The 23,323-nt window shown below is 71.9% G+C and carries 22 protein-coding genes; 17 read left to right on the top strand and 5 right to left on the bottom strand.

Annotation, left to right across the window (positions count from 1 at the left end; all coding sequences use genetic code 11):
- Window position 1 precedes the first annotated feature (1 nt).
- Window positions 2–1,048, bottom strand: a complete 1,047-nt coding sequence (locus ACE37J_RS19575; protein ID WP_409714636.1) for a choice-of-anchor A family protein — start codon at window positions 1,046–1,048, stop codon at window positions 2–4.
- A 211-nt stretch (window positions 1,049–1,259) separates the two neighbouring features.
- Here ACE37J_RS19575 and ACE37J_RS19570 point away from each other — a divergent pair, with 211 nt between their 5' ends.
- The 4 genes from ACE37J_RS19570 to ACE37J_RS19555 are packed head-to-tail and all read left to right on the top strand — an operon-like array spanning window position 1,260 to window position 4,244.
- The gene (locus ACE37J_RS19570) at window positions 1,260–2,273 is read left to right on the top strand and encodes an ABC transporter substrate-binding protein (protein WP_409714632.1); all 1,014 of its coding nucleotides are present in this window, start codon (window positions 1,260–1,262) and stop codon (window positions 2,271–2,273) included.
- Between the two features lie 15 nt (window positions 2,274–2,288).
- Window positions 2,289–3,056 carry an ABC transporter ATP-binding protein gene (locus tag ACE37J_RS19565; RefSeq protein WP_409714629.1) on the top strand — a complete coding sequence of 256 codons (768 nt, stop codon included), beginning with the start codon at window positions 2,289–2,291 and terminating at the stop codon, window positions 3,054–3,056.
- The gene (locus tag ACE37J_RS19560; protein WP_409714626.1) at window positions 3,049–3,843 is read left to right on the top strand and encodes an ABC transporter permease; all 795 of its coding nucleotides are present in this window, start codon (window positions 3,049–3,051) and stop codon (window positions 3,841–3,843) included. Before ACE37J_RS19565 ends, ACE37J_RS19560 begins: the two co-directional genes overlap by 8 nt.
- An 11-nt stretch (window positions 3,844–3,854) precedes the next feature.
- Window positions 3,855–4,244, top strand: a complete 390-nt coding sequence (locus tag ACE37J_RS19555; protein WP_409714622.1) for a RidA family protein — start codon at window positions 3,855–3,857, stop codon at window positions 4,242–4,244.
- A 96-nt stretch (window positions 4,245–4,340) separates the two neighbouring features.
- Here the strand turns inward: ACE37J_RS19555 and trhA are convergent, their stop codons facing one another.
- Window positions 4,341–4,976, bottom strand: a complete 636-nt coding sequence (trhA, locus tag ACE37J_RS19550; protein WP_409714619.1) for a PAQR family membrane homeostasis protein TrhA — start codon at window positions 4,974–4,976, stop codon at window positions 4,341–4,343.
- A gap of 134 nt (window positions 4,977–5,110) precedes the next feature.
- On the opposite strand from trhA, the gene ACE37J_RS19545 reads away from it, so the two are divergent.
- The 7 genes from ACE37J_RS19545 to ACE37J_RS19515 all read left to right on the top strand — a co-directional run bounded on the left by ACE37J_RS19545 (window position 5,111) and on the right by ACE37J_RS19515 (window position 13,350).
- A complete protein-coding gene (locus tag ACE37J_RS19545) occupies window positions 5,111–6,607 on the top strand; it encodes a deoxyribodipyrimidine photo-lyase/cryptochrome family protein (RefSeq protein WP_409714616.1) in 1,497 nt (498 codons plus the stop codon).
- A 2-nt stretch (window positions 6,608–6,609) separates the two neighbouring features.
- Window positions 6,610–6,783, top strand: coding sequence for a DUF2256 domain-containing protein (locus tag ACE37J_RS19540; protein ID WP_409714613.1), 174 nt, complete (start codon window positions 6,610–6,612; stop codon window positions 6,781–6,783).
- A complete protein-coding gene (locus ACE37J_RS19535) occupies window positions 6,761–7,975 on the top strand; it encodes an FAD-binding domain-containing protein (protein ID WP_409714610.1) in 1,215 nt (404 codons plus the stop codon). The genes ACE37J_RS19540 and ACE37J_RS19535 overlap by 23 nt, the downstream gene beginning before the upstream one ends.
- Window positions 7,976–8,066: 91 nt before the next feature.
- Entirely contained in the window at window positions 8,067–9,380 is a 1,314-nt protein-coding gene (locus ACE37J_RS19530; RefSeq protein ID WP_409714607.1) for a CoA transferase, read from the top strand.
- Window positions 9,381–9,670: 290 nt separating this feature from the next.
- Complete coding sequence (gene leuC / locus ACE37J_RS19525) at window positions 9,671–11,074, top strand: 3-isopropylmalate dehydratase large subunit (protein ID WP_409714604.1); 1,404 nt, start codon at window positions 9,671–9,673, stop codon at window positions 11,072–11,074.
- Between the two features lie 174 nt (window positions 11,075–11,248).
- Window positions 11,249–12,043, top strand: a complete 795-nt coding sequence (locus ACE37J_RS19520; RefSeq protein WP_409714601.1) for a hypothetical protein — start codon at window positions 11,249–11,251, stop codon at window positions 12,041–12,043.
- A gap of 65 nt (window positions 12,044–12,108) precedes the next feature.
- Window positions 12,109–13,350 (top strand): hydroxymethylglutaryl-CoA reductase, degradative, encoded by a 1,242-nt coding sequence (locus tag ACE37J_RS19515; RefSeq protein WP_409714598.1) that lies wholly within the window; start codon window positions 12,109–12,111, stop codon window positions 13,348–13,350.
- Window positions 13,351–13,449: 99 nt separating this feature from the next.
- On the opposite strand, the gene purD is transcribed toward ACE37J_RS19515, so the two are convergent.
- The gene (gene purD, locus ACE37J_RS19510; protein ID WP_409714595.1) at window positions 13,450–14,712 is read right to left on the bottom strand and encodes a phosphoribosylamine--glycine ligase; all 1,263 of its coding nucleotides are present in this window, start codon (window positions 14,710–14,712) and stop codon (window positions 13,450–13,452) included.
- 537 nt (window positions 14,713–15,249) lie between these two features.
- On the opposite strand from purD, the gene xseA reads away from it, so the two are divergent.
- Entirely contained in the window at window positions 15,250–16,743 is a 1,494-nt protein-coding gene (xseA, locus tag ACE37J_RS19505) for an exodeoxyribonuclease VII large subunit (protein WP_409714592.1), read from the top strand.
- Here xseA and ACE37J_RS19500 read toward each other — a convergent pair.
- A complete protein-coding gene (locus ACE37J_RS19500; RefSeq protein ID WP_409714589.1) occupies window positions 16,722–18,296 on the bottom strand; it encodes a Na/Pi cotransporter family protein in 1,575 nt (524 codons plus the stop codon). The genes xseA and ACE37J_RS19500 overlap by 22 nt on opposite strands.
- 101 nt (window positions 18,297–18,397) lie before the next feature.
- On the opposite strand from ACE37J_RS19500, the gene ACE37J_RS19495 reads away from it, so the two are divergent.
- On the top strand, window positions 18,398–18,763 hold the full coding sequence (locus ACE37J_RS19495) for a YbaN family protein (protein WP_409714586.1): 366 nt from the start codon (window positions 18,398–18,400) through the stop codon (window positions 18,761–18,763).
- A gap of 15 nt (window positions 18,764–18,778) precedes the next feature.
- On the opposite strand, the gene ACE37J_RS19490 is transcribed toward ACE37J_RS19495, so the two are convergent.
- Entirely contained in the window at window positions 18,779–19,753 is a 975-nt protein-coding gene (locus ACE37J_RS19490; protein ID WP_409714583.1) for an NADPH:quinone oxidoreductase family protein, read from the bottom strand.
- Between the two features lie 126 nt (window positions 19,754–19,879).
- On the opposite strand from ACE37J_RS19490, the gene ACE37J_RS19485 reads away from it, so the two are divergent.
- The 4 genes from ACE37J_RS19485 to ACE37J_RS19470 are packed head-to-tail and all read left to right on the top strand — an operon-like array spanning window position 19,880 to window position 23,319.
- Entirely contained in the window at window positions 19,880–20,617 is a 738-nt protein-coding gene (locus ACE37J_RS19485; RefSeq protein WP_409714580.1) for an SDR family oxidoreductase, read from the top strand.
- Window positions 20,618–20,657: 40 nt separating this feature from the next.
- The gene (locus ACE37J_RS19480) at window positions 20,658–21,059 is read left to right on the top strand and encodes a hypothetical protein (protein WP_409714577.1); all 402 of its coding nucleotides are present in this window, start codon (window positions 20,658–20,660) and stop codon (window positions 21,057–21,059) included.
- Window positions 21,060–21,074: 15 nt separating this feature from the next.
- Window positions 21,075–22,460, top strand: a complete 1,386-nt coding sequence (locus tag ACE37J_RS19475; protein WP_409714574.1) for a leucyl aminopeptidase family protein — start codon at window positions 21,075–21,077, stop codon at window positions 22,458–22,460.
- Window positions 22,453–23,319, top strand: coding sequence for an NlpC/P60 family protein (locus ACE37J_RS19470; protein WP_409714571.1), 867 nt, complete (start codon window positions 22,453–22,455; stop codon window positions 23,317–23,319). Before ACE37J_RS19475 ends, ACE37J_RS19470 begins: the two co-directional genes overlap by 8 nt.
- The last annotated feature ends 4 nt before the right edge of the window (window positions 23,320–23,323 follow it).

The following is a 23,323-nucleotide window of genomic DNA, read 5'->3' as shown; positions in this document are numbered from 1 at the left end:
ATCAGGCCGCGCGCCGCCGCGCGCGGAGCCCGCCAAGGAGGCCGAGCCCGCCGAGGAGCAAAAAGGCGGAGGCCGGAAGCGGCACCTGGCTGACCGGCGGCAGGTCGCCCTGGAAGGTCAGCGGGCGAACCTCGGCGTCCTGAAACAGGTTGCCCGAGACAAGCGTGCCGTTGATCCCGCCGCCGGAGAGCCGCACGGTCGCCTTCGGCGCGAGGATCGAGACGTTGAAGCTTGCCTGAATACTCAGCTCCTCCGCCTCGAAGAAGTTGAAGAGGACGCCGGGGAAGTTCTGGTTGCCGTTCAGCCTCCACGAAACGTTCTTGCCCGCGACGTTGACGATCGTCGTCACGCCCGGCGCCGCGTTCACCCCGTTGAACGTGCCGGCGACGCCGAAGATCGAGGCGTTCGTGTCGAAGTCGAGGTTGAAGACAGCGATGCCGTCCGGCCCGGCGACGGACTGGAAGCTCACATTGTTGTTGTCGGAGAGACTGGCGATCCCCCCCGTCGCGTCCAGCATCGAAAGCTCGGAGGAAAGGGCGAGAAGCGTCGCCGCCACCTCGGCGAAGGGAACGGGCGCGACGGGCGCCTGCGTCACCGAACCGCCATTGAGGTTGATGTTCCCCGAACGGGCGCCCGCGATGGTCGCCGCGCCGCCGTTGAGGTTCAGGTTGCCCGCGAAGGCGCCGCCGATGGCGATGTCGCGGCCGCCATTGTTGTTGAAGTTCGTCGAGACGGAGCCGCCGATATGCGCGGAGCCATTGTTGAGGTTCACGTTCGCCGCCGAAAGCGCGCCGCCGACGACAAGGGCGCCCGAAACCCCGCCGCCGAGATCGACATCGGGCAGGTTGCGCGGATTCACGGTCGCGCCGTTGCCCGTATAGTTGCCGCCGACGAAGAGCGTGCCCTCCGTCTCCACATTGGTCTGGAGATTTCCGAGCACGATGTTGTTGAAGCCGCGCATCAGATCGAGCGCGGACAGCGGCGTGGCGGCTACGGGCGCGGCCGAGGCGGCGATGGCGCAGATCGCGCCGGCGATGGCGAGTTTCATGTCAGTCCCCACGATAGAGCTCCGCGCTTGCACAGAGCGCGCCAGGGAAGCGCGACTTACGTGGACGTCAACTGAGCCTCGATTCTGTCCGAAACAAGGCCCCGGCGCACAGGCGCCGCAAGGTCACGCAGGCGCCGAAGCCGCTTGGCCCCGCACTGATGCGCCGCTACAACAGCGGCCGGAAACGCCGACATCCCGAAGGGAGATCCCGATGACCATGCTGACCCGCCGCGGCGCGCTTGCCGCCGGCATCGCCTCCGTCGCCGCGCTTTCGCTGCCGGCCCGCGCCGCCTCGAAGACGATGGTGGGCGCGCTGCGCTTCACCAGCCACGCCCCCTCCTTCGTCGCCTTCGAGCGGGGGTATTTCAGGGAGGCGGGGCTCGACGTCGAGTTCAGCTTCTTCCAGGCGGCGCAGCCGATGGCCGTCGCCATCGCCTCCGGCGATGTCGGCTTCGGCGTCACCGCGATCTCGGGCGGGCTGATCTCGCTGGCCGAGAAGGGCGCGGTGAAGGTCATCGGCGGCGGGCTTCAGGAGGAGAAGGGGATCGACGGCCAACTCATCCTCGCCTCGAACGCGGCCTGGGAAGCGGGGGTGACGACGCCGGCCGGGCTCAAGGGCCGGACCTTCGGCAACACCACCGCCGGCTCCTCCTTCCACTACATGGCCTCGAAGATCGCCGCCGCCGAGGGCTTCCCCGGCGGGATCGACCTCGTGCCGCTGCAGAAGGTGCCGGCGATCATCGGCGCGCTGAAATCCGGGCAGGTGGACGCCTGGACCATCGTGCCGCATATCGGCAAGCCGCTCGCCGCCTCGGGAGCCGCGAAGCAGATCGGCTGGGTGGCGGATTACCTGCCGGATTATCAGGTGACGACCGTCTTCACCTCGGCGGAAACCGCGGCGAACGACCGGGCGCAGGCGGAGGCCTTCATCGCCGCCTTCGCGAAGGGCGCGGCGGATTTCAACGCCGCCCTGATCGACCGGACGGCGGGGGACGAGGCGGCGGAGGAGATGACGAGGCTCATCCACAAATACGTCTACGCCGACGAGGACTACGAGACGGCGAAGCCCAAGATCGTGAACGGCGCGATGCGCATGAACCAGGGCGCGGCGCTCAACATGGCCTCCATCGGCGACCAGCTCGACTGGTTCAAGGCGGAGGGGCTCGTCCCCGCCTCCGTCACGATGGAGACGCTGGTGGACGGCTCCTTCGCCCCGGCGATCTGAGCGGGGCCGCGGGGGGTGGAGCTCCGCCTCGACCGGGTGAGCCATCGCTATGGCGGGACGGAGGTTCTCTCCGGGATCGACCTCGACGTGGAGGCGGGGCGCATCCTCTGTCTCGTCGGCCCTTCGGGCTGCGGCAAGTCCACCCTGCTGCGGCTCCTCGGCGGGCTGGAGCAGCCTTCGGAGGGACGGGTCGAGATGCGGGGGGAGGCGCCGCCCGGCTGCCTCAACCCGCTCACCTATGTCTTTCAGGATTTCGCGCTCCTGCCGTGGCGAACGGTGGAGGGGAACGTGCGCCTCGCGCTCGAACATCACCGGATGCCCGCTTCGCGGCGGGCGGAGATCGTCGCGGATGTTCTGGCGCGGACGCGGCTGACGGATTTCGCGGGGGCCCTGCCCCGGCAGATATCCGGCGGCATGAAGCAGCGCGTCGCCATCGCACGCGCGCTGGCGGTGGAGCCCGCCGTCATGCTTCTGGACGAGCCCCTCTCCGCGCTCGACGCGCAGACGCGGGAGCTGCTGATGGACGATCTCGTCTCGCTCTGGCTCCGGCGGCCCTTCACCGCGGTCTATGTCACGCACAATCTCGGCGAGGCCGTCCGGCTCGGCCACCGGGTCGCCATCCTTTCCCGCCGGCCCGGCCGGGTGCGGGAGGTGGTGGAGATCGACGCGCCGCTGGAGGCGCGGAGCGCGGCGGACCCGGCGCTCGTCGCGGTCGAGCGGCGGCTCTGGGAGATGATGCGGGCGGAGGCGGCGGAGGCGGACCGGGAGTTGCTCGATGTCTGAGGAGACGCGGCCCGTGCCCTTCCGCGGCGGCGGCTTCCGGCCCGGCACGGCGCGCTGGGCCGCGCCCGCGCTCTTCCTCCTCATCCTCCTCGTCTGGGAGGCGGGGACGCGGAGCGGGGTCATCTCGAACCTCACGCTGCCGAAACCCTCGGATGTCGGCCTGACGCTCTGGCGGCTGGCGGAGACGGGGCTTCTTCTCCAGCATCTCGTCCCCTCCGTCTCGCGCCTCGTCGCCGGCGCGGCGATGGGGATCGCGGCAGGTATCGCCGTGGGCGTGACCATCGGGCTCTTCACGCTGGCGCGGGCGGGGCTAGCGCCGCTTGTCGCCGCGATCTTCCCCATTCCGAAGATCGCGCTGCTGCCGCTCTTCGTGATCTGGTTCGGGATCGGGGAGGGCTCGAAATACGCGCTGATCGCCTTCGGCGCCTTCACGCCAACAGTCGTCGCTACCTGGGGGGCGGTGGACAATGTGGACCGGACGCTGATCCGCATGGGGCAAAGCTTCGGCATGCCCTGGGGCCGCATCGTCGCGCAGATCGTGATGCCGGCGGCGCTGCCGGGTATCCTGTCCGGCCTCCGCGTCTCGCTCGCCATCTCCATCATCCTCCTCGTCGCGGCGGAGATGCTGGGGGCGGAATACGGGATCGGGGCTTACATTCTGGAGGCGGGCGCGCTCTACGATCTCGAACGGCTCTTCGCCGGGGTGCTGCTCCTCTCGCTGCTCGGCCTCGTGGTGAGCGCTGGCGTGGGGGCGCTGGAGAAGCGGCTGCTGGCCTGGCGGAACTGAAGGAGAAGAAGATGGAACGGAAGCTCATCGACCCGGCGGAGATCGTCTCGCTCGGCGTGCCGAACTACAGCCACGGCTGCCGGGCGGAGGGCGCGCGCGTGCGCCTCACGCTTTCGGGGCAGATCGGCCTCGCGCCCGACGGGACGATGCGGGAGGGGATCGAGGCCCAGTGCGAGCAGGCCCTCGCCAATATCGACGCCTGCCTGCGGGAGGCGGGCATGACGAAGGAGCACCTCGTGATGCTTCGCATCTTCCTCGTGCGGCAGGAGGATCTCGGCGCGCTCCGGGCGGCGCGGGGCGCCTGGCTGGGGGAGGTGCGCGTCCCCTCCACCCTCCTCTTCGTCAGCGGGCTGGTGAACCCGGCGCTGCTCGTGGAGATCGAGGCGGAGGCGGCCGCCTGAGCGCATAACCATGGTTATCGGGAAAATTCCGTTGATTCAGAACGATCTTTTCCGTGATGACCCTGAAACAATCCCGCCAGAGCCCGGCTTTCGGGCTCAGGCGAATTCCAGCGCCACGGCCCCGTAGAGCACCGCCGTCGCCGCAAGGACGAAGACGTGCCAGATCGCGTTCTGGTAGGGCAGCCGCTGCCAGAGATGGAAGATCACGCCGCCGGAATAGAGGAGGCCGGCGATGACGATGAGCATCATCGTCCCCCCCTCCACGCTCGCCGCCACGTCGCCGGCGACGGCGAGCGCGGCCCAGCCCATGCCGAGATAGAGGATGAGCGACAGCGTCTCGAACCGGCGGGGGAAGGCGAGCTTCAGCATGATGCCCACGGCGGCGGCGCCCCAGACGACGGCGAGGAGGCCGTTGCCCACCAGCCCGCCCACGGAAATCGCCGCGAACGGCGTGTAGGCGCCGGCGATCTTCAGGTAGATCGTCGAATGGTCGAGCCGCCGTAGCCAGCATTGCGCCCGCTCGAAAGGAATGAGGTTGTAGCTGGCGGAGAGCGAGAACATCGCGATCAGCGTCGCGACATAGATCGAGACGGCGGCGATGGAGCCCGGCTCCCGGTGCGAGGCGACGAGCCCGATCAGGATCGGCCCGCCGATGAGCGCGAAGCTGACGCCGAGCGCATGGACGACCGCGTCTGCGGCGATCTCGTTCCGGGTCTGGGGCCGCGTTTTCATGACATGAGTATGGTGCCGGATTGCGGGTTAAGGAAGGCGTGACGCAACGCCAGCGCGCGGCGCCGTGACGCTGCGCAACAGGGCGTGACGGAGCGCGCATCGCCCCGCGCCTCCCCCGCCCTATCTCCCGCGCCATGCCCGCCCCGCTCCACATCGTCTGGTTCAAGCGCGACCTCCGCGTGGAGGATCACCGCCCGCTCGCCGCCGCGGCGGAGGCCGGGCCTGTCCTCCCGCTCTTCGTCGCGGAGCCGGGATGGTGGGGGCAGGAGACGATGGCCGGGCGGCACCGGGACTTCGTTTCCGAGTGCCTCGCGGAGCTGCGGGCGGCGCTCGCGGCGCTCGGGCAGCCGCTCGTCATCCGTCTCGGGGAGCCGGAGGCGGTGTTCGAGGCGATCAGGCGGGCGCACGGGCTCGCCGGGCTCTGGAGCCATGAGGAGACGGGGGACCTGCATTCCTTCGCGCGGGACAGGCGCGTCGCCGCCTGGGCGCGGGCGCGGGGCGTTCCCTGGCGGGAGTTCCGGCAAGCGGGCGTAATCCGCCGGATCGGGAGCCGGGATGGCTGGGCGCGGCGCTGGGATGCGTTCATGGCGGAGCCCGTCGCGAAGCCGCCCGCGCTCCCGCCGCTTTCCGGCGTGGAGCCCGGCCCGATCCCCTCCGCCGCCGCCCTCGGCCTCGCGCCCGACCCGTGCCCCGGCCGGCAGGCGGGCGGGCGACGCGCGGCGCTCGAGCGGCTCGAAAGCTTCCTCGCGAAGCGGGGGGAGACCTACAGGCGCGCCATGTCCGCGCCGGTTCCGGCGGCGGAAGCCTGCTCCCGCCTCTCGCCCCATCTCGCCTGGGGGACGCTCTCGATGCGGGAGGCGGCGCAGGCGCTCGCCGCGCGGCGGGCGGAGCGGCCGGGCGGGCTCTGGCCCGGCGCGCTCGCCTCCTTTTCCGGCCGGCTGCACTGGCGCGACCATTTCATGCAGAAGCTGGAGGACGAGCCGGAGATCGAACGCCGGGCGCTCCACCCCGCCTATCGCGGCGACGAAGCCGCGGGCGAGGGCTTCGACGCTTGGGCGAACGGCGAGACGGGCCTGCCCTTTGCGGACGCCTGCATGCGGAGCCTCGCAGCGACGGGATGGCTCAATTTCCGGATGCGGGCGATGCTCGTCTCCCTCGCCGCGCATCATCTCGGGCTTGGCTGGCGGCGGCCGGGGGCGCATCTCGCCCGGCTCTTCACCGATTACGAGCCGGGCATCCACTGGCCGCAGGTCCAGATGCAGGCGGGGATGACGGGCGTGAACACGATCCGCATCTACAACCCGGTGAAGCAGGGGAAGGACCAGGACGCGACGGGCGCCTTCATCCGCCGCTGGCTGCCGGAGCTCGGCCCCGTTCCCGCCCCGCTCATCCATGAACCCTGGCTCTGGGACGGGGCGCGCGCGCTCGCCTATCCGCCGCCGCTGATCGATCACGAGGCGGCGGCGCGGCGGGCGCGGGAGGCGCTCTGGCGCCGGCGGGAGGCGGCGGGATTCGCGGGGCCTGCGGCGGCGATCCAGGCGAAGCACGGCTCCCGCCGGGCGGGGATTCCCCATCGCGGCGGGCGGCGGAAGGCGGCGGAGGGGCAGCTCTCGCTGCCATTCCCGGAGTGAAGATGCGGCGCAAGGGCGACCTGCCGACGAAGACCTGTCCAATCTGCGGAAAGCCTTTCGCATGGCGGAAAAAATGGGCGCGAGACTGGGAATCGGTCCTTTATTGCTCTGAACGCTGCCGCAGGAAGAAGGCGGGCGAGAAGGCGGGGAACGATGGAGGGGGGCTGGCGTCCTGACCGTGCGTCGGGCCTTGCGAGGCTCGCGGAGTTCGCGCCGCGGGCCGGAAGCGCCTATGCCGAGCGGCGGAATTTCGATTTCGGACCGGCGGACAGGAGCAATGTCTCCGGCCTCTCCCCCTATCTCCGCCATCGCCTGATCCTCGAGGACGAGGCGCTTTCCGCCGCGCTTGCCGCGCATGGGCCGGAGGCGGCGGGGAAGTTCGTGGAGGAGGTGTTCTGGCGCTCCTACTACAAAGGCTGGATGGAGCGGCGGCCGGCGATCTGGCGCGCCTACCGGGTGGAGCTGGACCGGCAGCTGGCGCGGTTCGAGCGCAATCCGGGCCTCTTCGCCGCCTATGAGGCCGCTGTTTCGGGCCGCGCCGGGATCGAGGGCTTCGACGACTGGGCGCGGGAGCTGAAGGAGACGGGCTGGCTCCACAACCACGCGCGGATGTGGTTCGCCTCGATCTGGATCTTCACGCTGCGGCTGCCCTGGGTCCTCGGCGCGGATTTCTTCCTCCGGCACCTGATGGACGGGGACCCGGCCTCGAACACGCTCGGCTGGCGCTGGGTGGCGGGGCTGCACACGCAGGGCAAGACCTATCTCGCGCGGGCGGAGAACATCGAGACCTACACCGCCGGGCGGTTCCGCCCCGCCGGCCTCGCGACAGCGGCGGAGGCGCCGCCCGCCTCCGCGCTCCCCGCCACCGCGCCGCCGCCGCGGGGCGAGCGGTTCGGCGGCGGGCGATACGGCCTCCTCCTGCACGGCGAGGATTGTTCGCCGGAAAGCCTCGCGCCGCCCTATCCGCCGGCGGCGATCCTCGGCCTTTCGGCGGTGGACGGGCGCTCGCCCCTTCCGGCAGGGGTCCGCGCCCGCGCCTTTGCGGAGGGCGCGCTCCGCGACGCGCTCGCCCGCGCCTCGGCGCGCTTCGGCGTCGAGGCGGAGCGGGGGGAGGACCGGCTCTGGCCCGCCGCGCTGATCGACTGGGCGCGACGGCATGACCTGCATTTCATCGTCACCGCCCGCCCCGCCATCGGCCCCGCCGCCGCGCATCTCGACGCGGCGGAGCCGGAGATGGAGGCGGCGGGGGTGCGGCTGATCCGGCTCATGCGCCCGCATGACGAGGTCGCCTGGCCCCATGCGGACCGCGGCTTCTTCGCCATGCGGCGGCAGATTCCCTCCATGCTCGTCTCGCTCGGCCTCGCCTGAGGCGCTGGCGCGGGGCGCGGCGCTCGGGCAAGGTCCGGCGCGAACGATGCGAATCGAACAGCGCCCGGAGAGGCGCGGCAGGAGGGACGGGATGGATGAGGGGAAGGCGGCGGGGCCGCTCGCGGGGTTGCGCGTCATCGAGATGGAGGGGCTGGGCCCCTGCCCGCTGGCGGGGCAGTTCCTCGCCGATCTCGGCGCGGAGGTGACGCTGATCGTCCGCAAGGCGGGGCCGGCGGACCCGACCGACATCGTGAACCGCGGCAAGCGCTCCGCCGCGCTCGACCTCAAGAGCGAGCGCGGGCTGGAGGCGGCGAAGCGGCTGATTGCGCGGGCCGATGTGGTGATCGAGGGCTTCCGCCCCGGCGTGATGGAACGGCTCGGCCTCGGGCCCGAACCGATGCTCGCGGCCAATCCCGGCCTCGTCTTCGGGCGGATGACGGGCTGGGGGCAGGACGGCCCGCTCTCCCCCACCGCCGGCCACGACATCAACTATCTCGGGATCACGGGCGTGCTGAACGCCATCGGCCGGCGGGGGGAGACGCCGCCGCCGCCGCTCAACATCGGGGCGGATTATGCGGGAGGGACGATGTTCCTTCTCCTCGGCGTCCTCTCCGCGCTCTACGAGCGGGGGCGTTCGGGCCGGGGGCAGGTGGTCGACGCGGCGATGATCGACGGGGCGACGGCGCTCATGTCGCTCTTCCATTCCTTCCTCGCCCGCGGCTGGTGGCGGAACGAGCGGGAGGCGAACCTGCTGGACGGCGGCGCGCCCTTCTACCGGACCTATCGCTGCCGGGACGGGAAGTTCCTCTCCGTCGGCGCGCTGGAGCCGCAGTTCCACGCCGCGCTCCTCCGCATCGCCGGGCTGCCGGCGGCGCACGGGGAGACGCAGGAGGAAAGGGCGGAATGGCCGGCGCGCCACGCGCTCTACGAAGAGGTCTTCGCGACGCGGACTCGGGATGAATGGGCGGCGGCCTTCGCCGGGTCCGACGCCTGCGTCGCCCCGGTGATGGACTGGGAGGAGGCGCCGGCGCATCCGCAGATGGCGGCGCGCGGCGTGCTCGCGCCGGTCGGCGGCGTGATGCAGGCGGCGCCCGCCCCCCGCTTCGCCCGGACGCCCGCCCGCCCCGCCCGCCCGCCCAGCGCGGCCGGGGGCGCGATACGGATGCGGTGCTGCGGGAGGTGGGGCTGGCGTGAGAGGACAGCGGTTCGCACTCCGCGCCCGCTCTCCATGCCTATCCCGGCCTCGAAGCGCATCTCTCCGGGGGAGAGATGCCGAGGCCGTCGCCCGGAGGCGCAAGCCGCAGTGCGAGGGGCGCCAAGCTCGCCTGGACGTCGAAGATCGGGCCGTGCACGCCGCGGTGGGCGCGGTGACGCGCCCGCCGGAGGGGCGGCGGGCGCGGGCTGATCTGCCGCGGGTCAGATCAGCCGGGCGCTCCTGGATACGGTCCAGCCCCAATCGACCCTGTGGAATTTACAAAGAAGATGAATGCGCACCCTTTCGCATGACCGCCCCGCTCCGCTTGCCGGCGCGCCCGCCCTCGGCTAGAGGAAACCCCATGAGCCGGCGCGCGGAGATCGACGACAGGAAGCGGCTGCCCTGGCGGTTCTTCGCCGGGTTCGCCCGGCGCGCACGCGCCTCCTGAACCGGGCCCGCACCAGAACGCCAGCCTGCCGATTCACCGATGGGAGAGACCCATGCCCGCGCCGAAGACCCTCTATGACAAGATCTGGGACGCCCACCTCGCCCATGAGGCGGAGGACGGCACCTGCCTCCTCTACATCGATCGCCACCTCGTCCATGAGGTGACGAGCCCGCAGGCCTTCGAGGGCCTTCGCATGACGGGCCGGAAGGTCCGCCAGCCGGGCATGACCGTCGCCGTGCCGGACCACAACGTGCCGACGACGAACCGCGCCGGCGGCATCGACGACGAGGAAAGCCGCATCCAGGTCGAGACGCTGAAGGCGAACGCCGAGGAATTCGGGATCACCTATTACGACGTGACCGACATCCGGCAGGGCATCGTCCACATCATCGGGCCGGAACTCGGCTGGACCCTGCCGGGCATGACCATCGTCTGCGGCGACAGCCACACCGCGACGCACGGCGCCTTCGGCGCGCTGGCGCACGGCATCGGCACCTCCGAGGTCGAGCATGTGCTGGCGACGCAGACGCTGATCCAGAAGAAGTCGAAGAACATGAAGGTGGAGGTGACGGGCTCCCTCCCCCTCGGCGTCACCGCGAAGGACATCACGCTCTCCATCATCGGCGCGACGGGCACCGCGGGCGGCACCGGCCATGTGATCGAATATTGCGGGCAGGCGATCCGCGAGCTTTCGATGGAAGGGCGGATGACCGTCTGCAACATGGCGATCGAGGGCGGCGCCCGCGCCGGCCTCATCGCGCCGGACGAGAAGACGTTCGACTATGTGAAGGGCCGCCCGCACGCGCCGAAGGGCGCCGCCTACGAGATGGCGGTGGCCGAGTGGCGCAAGCTCTTCTCCGACGAGGGCGCGCATTTCGACAAGGTGCTGACGCTCAGGGGCGAGGACATCGCGCCGGTCGTCACCTGGGGCACCTCCCCGGAGGACGTGCTGCCGATCACTGCCGTGGTGCCCGACCCGAAGAGCTTCGCCGACCCGGGCAAGCAGGCCGCCGCGGCGCGCAGCCTCGAATATATGGGCCTCACGCCCGGCATGGCGCTCCGCGATGTCGCCATCGACACGGTCTTCATCGGCTCCTGCACCAACGGGCGGATCGAGGACCTGCGGGCGGTGGCGAAGGTCGTCGAGGGCAAGAAGGTCAAGTCCGGCCTCCGCGCCATGGTCGTCCCCGGCTCCGGCCTCGTGAAGGCGATGGCGGAGGAGGAGGGGATCGCGGATATCCTGAAGGCCGCGGGCTTCGACTGGCGCGAGCCCGGCTGCTCCATGTGCCTCGCCATGAACGCCGACAAGCTGGCGCCGGGCGAGCGCTGCGCCTCCACCTCGAACCGCAATTTCGAGGGGCGGCAGGGCCGCGGCGGGCGCACCCACCTGATGAGCCCGGCCATGGCCGCCGCCGCGGCGCTGACCGGGCGGCTCGCGGACGTGCGGGACCTCTGAGCCCCCCCGCCCGCCCCGCAACCGCGCGGGGCGGGCGGGTGGTTAATCAATCGTTGCGATTCTCACAGCGCCGTGTAACGCTCGCGACGTGTTTGTGGGGCTCGGGCGGATCGCGTGAAGCGCGTCGTGTTTGATTGTCGCCCGCTCCCCTCGCTCAACGATGGGGACGAAATCATGAAAACGACGATAGTCGCCGCGCTCGCGGCGTCCTTGGCCTTTGCGGGCGCCGCACAGGCGGCGCCGCTGCTCTTCGACCAGAACGTGACGCCGGACGTGATCTTCGGCTCCGGCAACGCCAATGGCGGGTTCACGGTGGACCGGTCGAACGGCGTCGAGATCGGGCTGCGCGCCAAGGTGCGGTTCAACGCGTCGAACCTGCCCGAGAACACGTTCAACTCGAACGGCGCCGGTACCTACTCGTTCGACACCGGCGCGCCCTCCCCGGGCTTCGGCTTCGCGCCGAACAACCCGCAGGCCGCGAAGTGGAACTTCGAGTGGTCGATCAACTCGGGTTTCGACGGGTCGGGCCGTGCGCTGGACGATCTCGACTATCTGTTCGCGATCGACGGGGACCCGGGTGCAGGGACCAGAGTCGACGTGTTGTTCGACCCGATCAACAGCTTCACCGTCGCGGACCATGCGATAGGGAACAACACGACGGGCAACGGCGGCGGCTCCAAGGCGACAGACGAGGCGAGCTACAGCGCGCTCATCGAGTCGAACAATGTCGCGCAGAATTCCGTCAACTTCCTTTTCCTCGTCGGCTTGCTGCCGCAGCTTTCGTCCTTCGATCCGAACGAGCGGGGCCTCTACACGATCACGCTCAGCGCCTTCGCCAAGGGGACGAGCACGCTTCTCGCCTCGTCGACGATCAACGTCCAGGTCGGCGCCGTGCCGCTGCCGGCCACGCTCCCGCTCCTCCTCGGCGCGCTCGGCGCCGTCGCCTTCATCCGGCGGAAGCGGGCCTGAACAGCGCTCCGGCCCGTTGACAGACGGGCCGGAACCCGGCCCTCTCCCGCCCGAGGGAGAGGGCCATGACCACATCGAGACTGCCGGGATTCCACAACCTGTCGCGCGCCGAGCGGCTCGAAGCCGTGGCGAAGGCCGCGGGGCTCGACGCCGCCGAGGTCGCGCGCTTCGCCGCGGCCTCCGAGGCCGAGGGCGAACTTGCCGACCATCTGTCCGAGAACGTGATCGGCGTGATGGCGATCCCGCTCGGCGTCGCCACCAACCTGATTGTGGACGGGGAGGAGGCGCTGGTTCCGATGGCGACGGAGGAAAGCTCCGTCATCGCCGCGGTCTGCAACGGGGCGAAGGCTTGCCGCGCCTCGGGCGGCGTCTTCACCTCGGCGGATGCGCCGCGGATGATCGCGCAGGTTCAGGTGATCGGCCTTTCGGACCCGCTCGCCGCCCGCGCCAAGCTCTTCGAGCGGGAGGCGGAGATCGGCGCGCTCTGCGACCAGTGCGACCCGATGCTCGTCTCCCTCGGCGGCGGGTTCCGGGGGATCGAGGCGCGGGTCGCGGGCGGGTTCCTGATCCTCCACCTGATCGTCGACGTGCGGGACGCGATGGGGGCCAACGCCGTCAACACGATGGCGGAGCGGCTCGCGCCGCATGTCGAGCGCTGGACGGGCGGGCGCGTCGGCCTCCGTATCCTCTCGAACCTTGCGGACCGGCGGCTGGTGCGCGCCCGCGCCGTCTGGCCCGCGGCGGAGATCGGGGCGGAGGTGGTGGACCGGATGCTGGAGGCCGCCGCCTTCGCCTTCGCGGACCCGTATCGGGCGGCGACGCACAACAAGGGGATCATGAACGGAATCTCCGCCGTCGGCCTCGCCACCGGCAACGACACGCGGGCGCTGGAGGCCGGCGCGCACGCCTTCGCGGCGACGCGGCCCGGCGGCTACGGCCCGCTGACGCGCTATGAGAAGACGGCCGCGGGCGATCTTTCCGGGCTGATCGAGTTGCCCATGCCGGTCGGGATCGTGGGCGGCGCGACGAAGGCGCATCCAACGGCGCGGCTCGCGCTGAAGGTCATGGGCGCGAAGGGGGCGGACAGGCTGGCGCGGGTGATCGCCGCGGTCGGCCTCGTCCAGAACTTCTCCGCCATGCGGGCGCTGGCGACGGAAGGCATCCAGCGCGGGCATATGGGGCTCCACGCCCGCAACGTCGCCATCGCGGCGGGGGCGGAGGGGCCGGAGATCGACCGGGTGGCGGCGGAGATGGTCGCGCGGCGGGAAATCCGGGAGGATGTGGCGCGGGCGCTGCTGGGGCGGTGAGCCTCTGCGCACAGTGCGCAGGGGGGTCAAGGCTCTGTTTCGAAACAGAGTCCTGATTTATGACACTTTTGTGACATAGGCTCGCACGCGCCTCCGGTCTCAGCCGCCGAGCGCGCGCCAGCCGATATCCCGCCGGCAGAAACCGCCCGGCCAGTCGACAAGATCCACCGCCGCATAGGCCCGCGCCCGCGCCTCCGCGAGCGTCTCCCCCTTCGCCGTGACGGTGAGGACGCGGCCGCCGTTCGAGACGATCTCCTCCCCATCCCGCGCCGTGCCGGCGTGGAAGATGGTGACGCCGGGAAGGGCGCCGGCCGCGTCGAGCCCGCGGATCGGTTCGCCCTTCGCATAGTCGCCCGGATAGCCCTTGGCGGCGACGGTGACGGCGAGGGCATGGACGGGGCGGAGCGGCGGCGCGGCCTCGGGCAGGCGCCCTTCGGCGGCGGCGAGGAGGAGGGGGAGGAGCGCGTCGCCGAGCCGGAGCGTCAGCGCCTGGCATTCCGGGTCCCCGAAGCGGACGTTGAACTCGACGAGGCGCGGAACGCCAGCCTCGATCATAAGCCCGACAAAGAGCACGCCGCGGAAGGGCGCGCCGCGGCGGGCCATCTCCGCAAGGCAGGGCTCCACGATCTCCCGCATCGCGCGGGCCTCGACCTCCGCCGTCATCACCGGGGCGGGGGAATAGGCGCCCATGCCGCCGGTATTCGGCCCCTCGTCCCCGTCAAAGGCGCGCTTGTGGTCCTGCGCCGAGCCGAGGGGGAGGGCGCGGGCGCCGTCGCAGAGGACGAAGAAGGAGGCTTCCTCGCCCCGCAGCACCTCCTCGATCACCACCTCCGCCGCGCCGTGGGCGCCGGCGAAGATCGCGTCGAGCGCCGCCTCCGCTTCCGCCATGGTCTCCGCCACGGTGACGCCCTTGCCGGCGGCGAGCCCGTCCGCCTTCACGACGATGGGGGCGCCCTTCGCGCGGAGATAGGCGCGGGCGCTTTCGAGGTCGGAAAAGCGGCCGTAAGCGGCGGTCGGCGCGCCAACGGCGGCGCAGATTTCCTTGGTGAAGCCCTTGGAGGCCTCCAGCATCGCCGCGGCGCGGGAGGGGCCGAAGACGGGAATCCCGGCCTCCATGAGCGCGTCCGCCGCGCCGGCGGCGAGCGGCGCCTCCGGCCCGACGACGACGAGGCCGATCCCCTCCGCCTTCGCGAAAGCGGCGACGGCGGCGCCATCCTCGATGGGGAGGGGCGCGCATTCGGCGATGGCGGCGATCCCGGCATTGCCGGGGGCGACGACGAGGCGACCGCACTCGGGGTGGAGCCGGATCGCCCGCGCCAGCGCATGCTCCCGCCCGCCGCCGCCGAGAATGAGGATGTCCATGGAATTCCCCCTTTGCGCTACCGCCCTGCGGGCTGCTTGAGCGCGGCTGGCGCCCTCCCTGCTGGCGCGTCCGTAGCGAAGCGGGCTCGGGCGGGCAAGGCGCGCGAGAGGAATTGGACAGAGCGCGACCTTTCCGTTCCTTCCCCCGGCCTCGATCAGCGGCCTTCCAGTGGAAGGCCGCAGAGGCCGTCGCCCGGAGGCGCAAGCCGGAGGGCGAGGGGCGCCAAGCCGCCGCGTCGCTCGAAGATCGGACCGTGACCGCCGCGGTGGGCGCGAGACGCGCCCGCCGAGGGGGCGGCGGGCGCGGGCCGATCTGCAGCGGGTCAGATCGGCCGGGCGCTCTTGGGAGCGTCGCGCGCCCCTCATCATGGGTTATGGAGCCTCCCATTCCGACGCCTGAAACAATCGATCACGACTTTTTCCAAGCCTTTTCAATGCTCCGAGGCCGATTTCCATGGAAATCCGGCCAGAACCCCCGATTCCGGCCCCTCGCCCGCCGGCAGGTGACGCGCCCTGCCCCGCTTGCTACGAAGGCGCATGGACCTCTTGGAAGACGAGCCGGGCGCGCCCGGCAACCTGCCCGAACTCACCGTCTCGGAGCTTTCCGGCGCGGTGAAGCGCGTCGTGGAGGGCGCGTTCGACCGGGTGCGGGTCAGGGGGGAGATCGGCCGCGTCTCCCGCCCCCGCTCCGGCCATCTCTATTTCGACCTGAAGGACGACCGCGCCGTGCTGAACGCCGTCGCCTGGAAGGGCGTCGCCGCCGGGTTCGAGACGGAGCCGGAGGAGGGGATGGAGATGGTGGCCGAGGGGCGGCTCACCACCTTTCCCGGCCAGTCCCGCTATCAGCTGATCGTGGACCGGCTCGCCCCCGCCGGCATGGGCGCGCTGATGGCGCAGCTAGAAAAGCGGAAGGCGGCGCTGGCGGCCGAGGGGCTCTTCGCGGCGGAGCGGAAGCGGCCCATTCCGTTCCTGCCCCGCGTCGTCGGCGTCGTCACCTCGCCCTCGGGCGCGGTGATCCGGGACATTCTGCACCGGCTGGCGGAGCGCTTCCCGATGGAGGTGCTGGTCTGGCCGGTGGCGGTGCAGGGCAAGGCCTGCGCGGGGGAGGTCGCCGCCGCGATCCGCGGCTTCAACGCCTTTCCGGCGGCGGGGCTGCCCCGGCCCGACGTGCTGATCGTCGCGCGGGGCGGCGGATCGGTCGAGGATCTCTGGGGCTTCAACGAGGAGATCGTGGTCCGCGCCGCCGCGGCATCGGAGATTCCCCTCATCTCGGCGGTGGGTCACGAGACGGACGTGACGCTGATCGACTTCGCCGCCGACCGCCGCGCCCCGACGCCGAGTGCGGCGGCGGAGATGGCGGCGCCGGTCCGGGGCGAGCTCCTCGCCCGGCTCGCGGGGCTGGAGGAGCGGCGGGCGCGCGCGCTGGCGCGGATGCTGGAGGAGCGGCGGCGCCGCCTGCGCGACCTCGCCCGCGCCCTGCCCCGCCCCGAGGCGCTGATCGCGGAGGCGCGGCAGCGGCTCGACCTGCGCGCCGAGGGCCTGCCGCGCGCCCTCTCCGCCCTCGCGGCGAAGAAGCGCGCGGGGATGCTTGCGGGCCCCGCGGGGCGGTTCGGGCCGCAGATCCTCGCCGCACGGCTTCGGGAGGCGAACCGGCTGCTCGGCGGGCTCGCCGCCCGGCTCGACCGGGCTCCGGAGCGGATGGGGCGCGGGACGGAGGAGCGGCGGGCGCGGCTCGCCGGCCTCGCCGCCCGCCTCGCCCGCGCGGGCGCCGCCGCGCCGGAGCGGGAGCGGCGGCGGCTGGCGGAGGCCGGGCGGCTCCTCCTCTCGCTCGGGCCGGAAGGCGTGCTGGCGCGGGGCTACGCCATCGTGCGGGGCGATGCGGGGGTGGTGACGCGGGCGGGCGCGGTGAAGCCCGGCGCGGCGCTGACGCTACAGTTTGCGGACGGGGAGGCGCGGGCCGTCGCCGCGGGCGGGCCGGCGGCGCCGAAACGGGGCCGGGCGAAGGGCGCTCAGGGGCTGCTCGACCTCTGATCTTCCGCCAGCGCGCCCCGGTGGACGGAGAGACGGGCGACATGATCGGAGACGCGAATCGCCCAGCGGATCGCGTCGAGCTGGGCGATCGCCGCGTCGAGGCTCTGCTCGCCGCGGGCGCTCTCCATGATCTCCCGCGCGCGGAAGGCGCCCGCCTCCGCTTCGAGCCGCGCGCGGAGGGCGGAGGCCGCAGCCTCGCGCCCGGCCTCCGGCGCGGCGAGGCACGCGGCGAGCGCGCGGCCCTCGGCCTCCATCGCGCCGCCGGCGGCAAGAAGCGCGCGGCGTTCGGCCTGCGCGGCGCGGTGATGAAGCCGGGCGAGATGGTCGAGCATGTGGATGACGTGGTTCATCCGCGCATGGACAGCCGGATCGGCGGAGCCGACCCGGATGCGCCCGACATAGAGCCGCAGGGCCTCCACCGCCTCCCGGTTCGCGGAAAGGTCGACCGGTGAGCCGCCAAGCGCGCGGGCGAGCGCGGCGAGAAGATCGTCCGCGATCCGCGCCGCGGCCTCCGCGGCCGCCATCGCGGCGACGGGCGGCTCCTCCAGCAGCCGCTCCTCCAGCGGCGCGGTGAGGCGCGGCCCGCGCTCCGGCGTCAGCGCCTCGATCAGCCGGGCTAGGGGGCGAATGAAGAGGAGGCCGAGAAGCGCGCCGAGGATGTTGAACCCGCTGTGGAAGGCGACGAGCGCGATTTCGGGCGAGTAGCCGCCCGCCATCCGCTCCCATGCCGAAACCGCCATGCCCGCCGGGGTGAGGAGCGCGAAGGCCATGATCCCGGTGAGGACGTTGTAGATCACATGCGCCGCGCCCGTGCGGCGCGCCGCGCTCCGCCCGCCGATCGTGGCGAGGACGGCGGTGACGGTCGTCCCCACATCCATCCCGATGGCGAGGGCGGCGGCCTGCGGGAAGGAGATGAGGCCGGAGGCGAGCGCGGCGAGGGCGGCGACGATCCCGGCGCTCGACGATTGCGTGACGAGGGTGAGCGCGAGACCGAGGCCGACAAGCTGCAACCGGCCGGCGAGATCGTCCCCCGGGAAAGCTTCCGGCCCGAACCGTTCGGCGAGGAAGCCCATGCCGGACTGCATCGCCTCGATCCCGATGAAGAGGAGGCCGAACCCGGCGAGCGCCCGGCCAAGCGCGGCGGCGCGGCCCGGCGAGAGCGCGCTCATCAAGGCGCCGGCGAGCGTGAGCGGGGCGAAGAGCGCGGCGAGGTCGAGCCGGATACCGAGCAGAGAGACGATCCAGCCCGTCGCCGTCGTCCCCACATTGGCGCCCAGGATGACGCCCAGCGCCTGCGGGAAGGTCATCAGCCCGGCGCCGACGAAGCCGACGACGGTGACGATCACCGCGCTCGAGGATTGCAGGAGGGCGGTCGCCCCGGCGCCGACGAGCGCGGCGCGGGCGGGCCGCCCCGTCGCGCGCGCAAGGCCGGCGCGGAGCCGCGCCCCGGCGACGGCGCGAAGCCCGCCCGTCATCAGCGACATGCCGAGCAGGAACATGCCGAGGCCGCCGAGGGCGGTCAGGATCGAGAGTGCAGGGCCGGCGTCGCTCATCATCGCCTCCCTTCGAGTCTAGGCGCGCGGAGCGCCATGGGACAGGGAGAAAATTCCCGCCGCGCGGTGACGCGGGGGCGCCGAGCCTCTATCTAGGCGCGATGCGGTTCTTCTGGCTCCTCTCGGGATGTCTCGCCGTCGGCTTCGCTGCGGTGGGCGTCGTGCTGCCGCTCCTGCCGACGGTGCCGTTCCTCCTCCTCGCGGCGTTCTGCTTCGCGCGCTCCTCCGGGCGGTTCCATGACTGGCTGCTGGCGCATCCGACCTTCGGCCCGCCGATCGCGGACTGGCGGGCTTCCGGCGCGATCCGGCGGCGGGCGAAGTGGCTGGCGACCGCCTCCATCGGCGCGGCTTTCGGGATTTCGCTCGCGCTCGGACTGGCGGCCTGGCTGCTGGCGCTGCAGGCGGCGGTTCTCTCCGCCGTGCTCCTCTTCATCTGGACGCGGCCCGAGGAGGGCGGGGCGGGCTGAGCCCGCCGCCGCGACTCACTCCATCGTCAGGACGACCTTGCCCATGGCCCGCCGCTCCGCGATGTCGTCATAGGCCTTCACGAAATCCTCGAGGCGGTGCGAGGAGGAGATGCGCGGGCTGATCTTCCCTTCCTCCCAGAACTTCAGGAATTCCGATACATTCTGCCTGTGCTTCTCCGGATTGCGGGCGATCCACTGGCCCCAGAAGACGCCGCGCACATCGGCGGATTTCAGGAGCGTGAGATTGAGCGGGAGCTTCGGAATCTCGCCGCCCGCGAAGCCGACGACGAGATAGCGCCCTTCCCAGCCGAGGGCGCGGAAGGCGGGCTCGGCCAGCTTGTCCCCCACCGGATCGTAGACGACGTCCACGCCGCCTCCGGAAAGCTCCCGCACCTTCTCCTTGATGTCCTCCTCGGCATAGTTGATCACCATGTCCGCGCCATGCTCGCGGCAGACGGCGAGCTTTTCGGCGGAGCTCGCCCCGGCGATGACTTTGGCGCCGACCGCCTTGCCGAGCTCCACCGCCGCGAGGCCGACGCCGCCCGCGGCGCCAAGGACGAAGAGCGTCTCCCCCGCCTTCAACTGCGCCCGGTCCTTCAGCGCGTGCCAGGAGGTGCCGTAGACGAGGTTTACGGCCGCCGCCGTCTCGAAGCTCATGCCCTCGGGCATCCGGAAGAGGCTGGCGGCGGGCACGACGATCTCGGTCGCGAAGCAGCCGTGGATCGAGCCGAAGAAGACCTTGTCCCCCAGCGCGAAGCCCGAGGCTCCCTCCCCGACCTCGGTGACGACGCCCGCGGCCTCGGCGCCCGGGATGAAGGGAAAGGGCGGCTTGAACTGGTACTTGCCCTCGACGATCAGGATGTCAGGGAAGTTCACGCCCGCCGCGCGGACGGCGACGCGGACATGGCCGGGCTTCATCGCCGGCGCCGGAACGTCCTTCACCTGATGGCTCTTGTAGGGGCCGAAGGCTTCGCAGATCAGGGCTTTCATCGGGGATCCTCTCCGGTTTCTGGTTGCCGGCAGAGAACAGGAGGGGGCGGGCTTTGTCCACCGCCCGCCGGGCCTTGACCTTGCGGCGCCGGGGCGGGCAGCTTCGCTGAAAGCGAAAGGAAGATCATGCCTGTTCTCGTCATCACCGGCGGCGCCCGCGGCATCGGCCGGGCCGTCATCCTCGGGGCCGCGGAGCGGGGGTGGGACGTCGCCTTCTCCTATGTCTCGAACGACGCGGCGGCGGAGGCGACGGCGGAGTCCGCCATCGCCATCGGCGTCCGCTGCGAGATGCTGAAAGGCGACGTGCGGGACGAGGCGCATCTCTCCGCGCTCTTCGACCTTGGGGAGAGTCTCGGCTCCGTCACGAAATGCGTGGTGAACGCCGGGATCGTCGGCCCCGTCATGCCGCTCGCAGAGATGGACGCAGCGCGCATCGCCCGCGTCATCGAAGTGAATGTGACCGGCGCGCTCTTGACTGCTCGGGAGGCGGCGCGGCGGATGCCTGTGGCGAAGGGCGGGCCGGGCGGCTCCATCGTGCTTCTCTCTTCCGCCGCGGCCCGGCTCGGCGGAGCGTTCAACTTCACGGAATACGCCGCCTCGAAGGGCGCGATGGACACGCTGACCCGCGGCCTCGCGCTCGAGCTTGCGCCTTCGGTGCGGGTGAACGCGGTGCGGCCCGGGATCATCGACACGGAGATCCACGCGGACGCCGGGCTCGCGGACCGGGCAAGGACGCAGGGGCCGGACCAGCCGCTCGGCCGTGCGGGGACGGCCGAGGAGACGGCGAACGCGATCCTGTGGCTCCTGTCGGACGAGGCGAGCTATGTGACCGGGACGCATGTGGATGTGGCGGGCGGGCGCTGACCGCCTCGCTTTCGCCGCGAGGGGCGCATAGATTGCCCGCATGAGCCGCTTCGCCCTCCTGCTCGCGCCCCTCCTCCTCTCCGCCTGCGCGGCGACGACGGCGACGCTTTCGCCCGAGCAGTGCCGGGCGGACTGGGGCGCTGTCGGCTATTCGGACGGGCGGGAGGGGGCGGCGGAGGCGAAGCTGCTTTCCTATCGCGAGGCCTGCGCCCGCGGGGGCCGGGCGCTGACCGCGGCCGAGGAGGCGGACTGGCTGGAGGGCTGGCGGACGGCGCGGGAGGATGCCGGGCTTTCGCGCCATGCCGAAATATATGAGCCGCGGGCGCGGTCCTATCCGCGGGTCTATCCGAGCCTTGGCGTAGGCGTCGGCTCGGGCGGCGTGAACGTCGGCGCCGGGCTCGGCGTCGGTTTCGGCTCCTTCGGCCTAGGCCTCTATTTCTGACGGGAGTTCAAGACGATGAGTCCAGCCTTCGCCGACCGGGGCGCGAAGCCCCTGCCCCTGCGCCTGATCCCCGCCGAGGGGGCCGAGGCCGCGCTCGCCGCGCTGCCGGAGGCGGAGGCGGCCTGGGCGCGGCTTCACGGCTTTGCGGGGAAGCTCGGGGAGAGCGTGATCCTGCCCGGGCCGGGCGGCGCGGCTTCGGGCGCGCTTTTCGGCTGGGGCGATGCGCGGGGGCGGCGGGCGCGGCGCTTCGCGCTGGCGGTGTTCGCGGCGAAGGCGCCGGAAGGGCCCTGGGCGATCGTGGGCGATCTCGACCCGGATGAGGCGGAGGAGGCGGCGCTCGGCTGGCTCCTCGCCGCCTATCGCTTCGGCCGTTACAAGGCCGCGCCGCCGCAAAAGGCGACGCTGGCGGCGCCGGAAGGCGTGGACGCGGCGCGGCTCCTCGCCATCGCGGAGGGCGTCTATCTCGCGCGCGATCTCATCAACACGCCGGCGAACGACATGGGGCCGGAGGCGATCGAGGCGGCGGCGCGGGCGCTCGCCGCGCGGCACGGGGCGGAGGTCTCCTCCATCGTCGGGGAGGCGCTGCTGGAGGCGAATTTTCCGATGATCCATGCGGTCGGCCGGGCGGCGGCGGAGGCGCCGCGGCTGATCGAGCTGACATGGGGGGACGAGGCGCATCCGGCGGTGACGGTCGTCGGCAAGGGCGTCGCCTTCGACACGGGCGGGCTGGACCTGAAGCCCGCAGCGGCGATGCGGATGATGAAGAAGGACATGGGCGGGGCTGCGGCGGCGCTCGCGCTCGGCCACATGGTGATGGCGCGGGGGCTGAAGGTGCGGCTTCGCATCCTCATCCCGACGGTGGAGAACGCCGTCTCCGCCGGCGCCTTCCGGCCGGGGGACGTGCTGAAATCCCGCAAGGGGCTGACGGTCGAGATCGGGAACACGGATGCGGAAGGGCGGCTCATCCTCGCGGATGCGCTGGCGCTCGCCTCCGAGACGCCGCCGGCGCTGATGGTCGATTTCGCGACGCTGACCGGCGCGGCGCGGGTGGCGACGGGATTGGACCTGCCGCCCTTCTTCACCGACGACGAGGCGCTCGCCGCCGATCTCGAAGCCGCTTCGCGCCGGGCGCGGGACCCGGTCTGGCGGCTGCCGCTCTGGGACCCTTACGACGAGGACCTGAAATCGCCAGTGGCGGACCTCGACAATGCGCCCTCGGGCGGGTTCGGCGGGGCGATCACCGCCGCGCTCTTCCTCCGGCGCTTCGTCGGCGCAGGCATTCCCTGGGCGCATTTCGACATCAACGGCTTCAACAATTCCGCTGCGCCAGGGCGCCCCAAGGGCGGGGAATGCATGGCGGCGCGGGCGGTCTTTTCGGTTCTGGAGGCGCGGCATGGCTGAGGACCGTTTCGCGGGGGACCCGCGCGTCACCCCCGTCCGCCCCGATCTCGCGCCGCTGGAGCTGCGCGGGAAGGTGGAGGCGGAGGCCTACGCCTCCGCCCAGCCGATGCGCTGCGCCGTGCCGGTCGCGCCGATGAGCGCGAGGCCGGATGCGGATTCGGAGCAGGTCAGCCAGCTTCTCTTCGGAGAGGATTTCGACGCCTATGAGGTCGAGCGCGGCTGGGCCTGGGGCCAGTGCCGGCGGGACGGCTATGTCGGCTATGTGCCGCAGGCGGACCTGATGCCAGACCCGAAAACGGCGCCGACGCACCGGGTCCATGCGCTGCAGGCGCTGATCCATCCGGAGCCCGCCGTGAAATCCCGCGCCTTCGGTGCGGTGCCCTTCGGCGCGCTCGTAACCGTGACGGGGGAGGCGGAGGGCGGCTGGGTCGCGCTCGATCCGGGCGGCTTCGCCGCCTCGGCGGCGCTCCGGCCGGTCGAGACGGAGGAGAAGCTCTGGGTCGGGACGGCGGAGCGCTTCCTCGGCGCGCCCTATCTCTGGGGCGGCCGCTCGCCCGCCGGGTTCGACTGTTCAGGGCTCGTGCAGGCGGCGCTGCTGGCCGCGGGGATGAGTTGCCCGCGCGACAGCGACATGCAGATGGCGGCGCTCGGGCGCGAGGTTCCGGCCCGCGGGGCGCTGAAGCGAGGCGATCTCGTCTTCTGGAAGGGGCATGTCGCGATCATGACCTCCCCGGCCATGATGCTTCACGCCAACGCACATCACATGGCGGTGGCGGCGGAGCCCTTCGAGACGGCGAAGGCCCGCATCGCGGAGGCAGGCGGCGGGCCGGTGCTGGAGGTGCGGCGGGTGATCGGCTGAGCGG

This window comes from Pikeienuella sp. (assembly GCF_046290545.1).
GTDB lineage: Bacteria > Pseudomonadota > Alphaproteobacteria > Rhodobacterales > Rhodobacteraceae > Pikeienuella.
The sequence above is the reverse complement of the archived record's forward strand: the minus strand, read 5'-3'. Positions and strand labels throughout refer to the sequence as shown.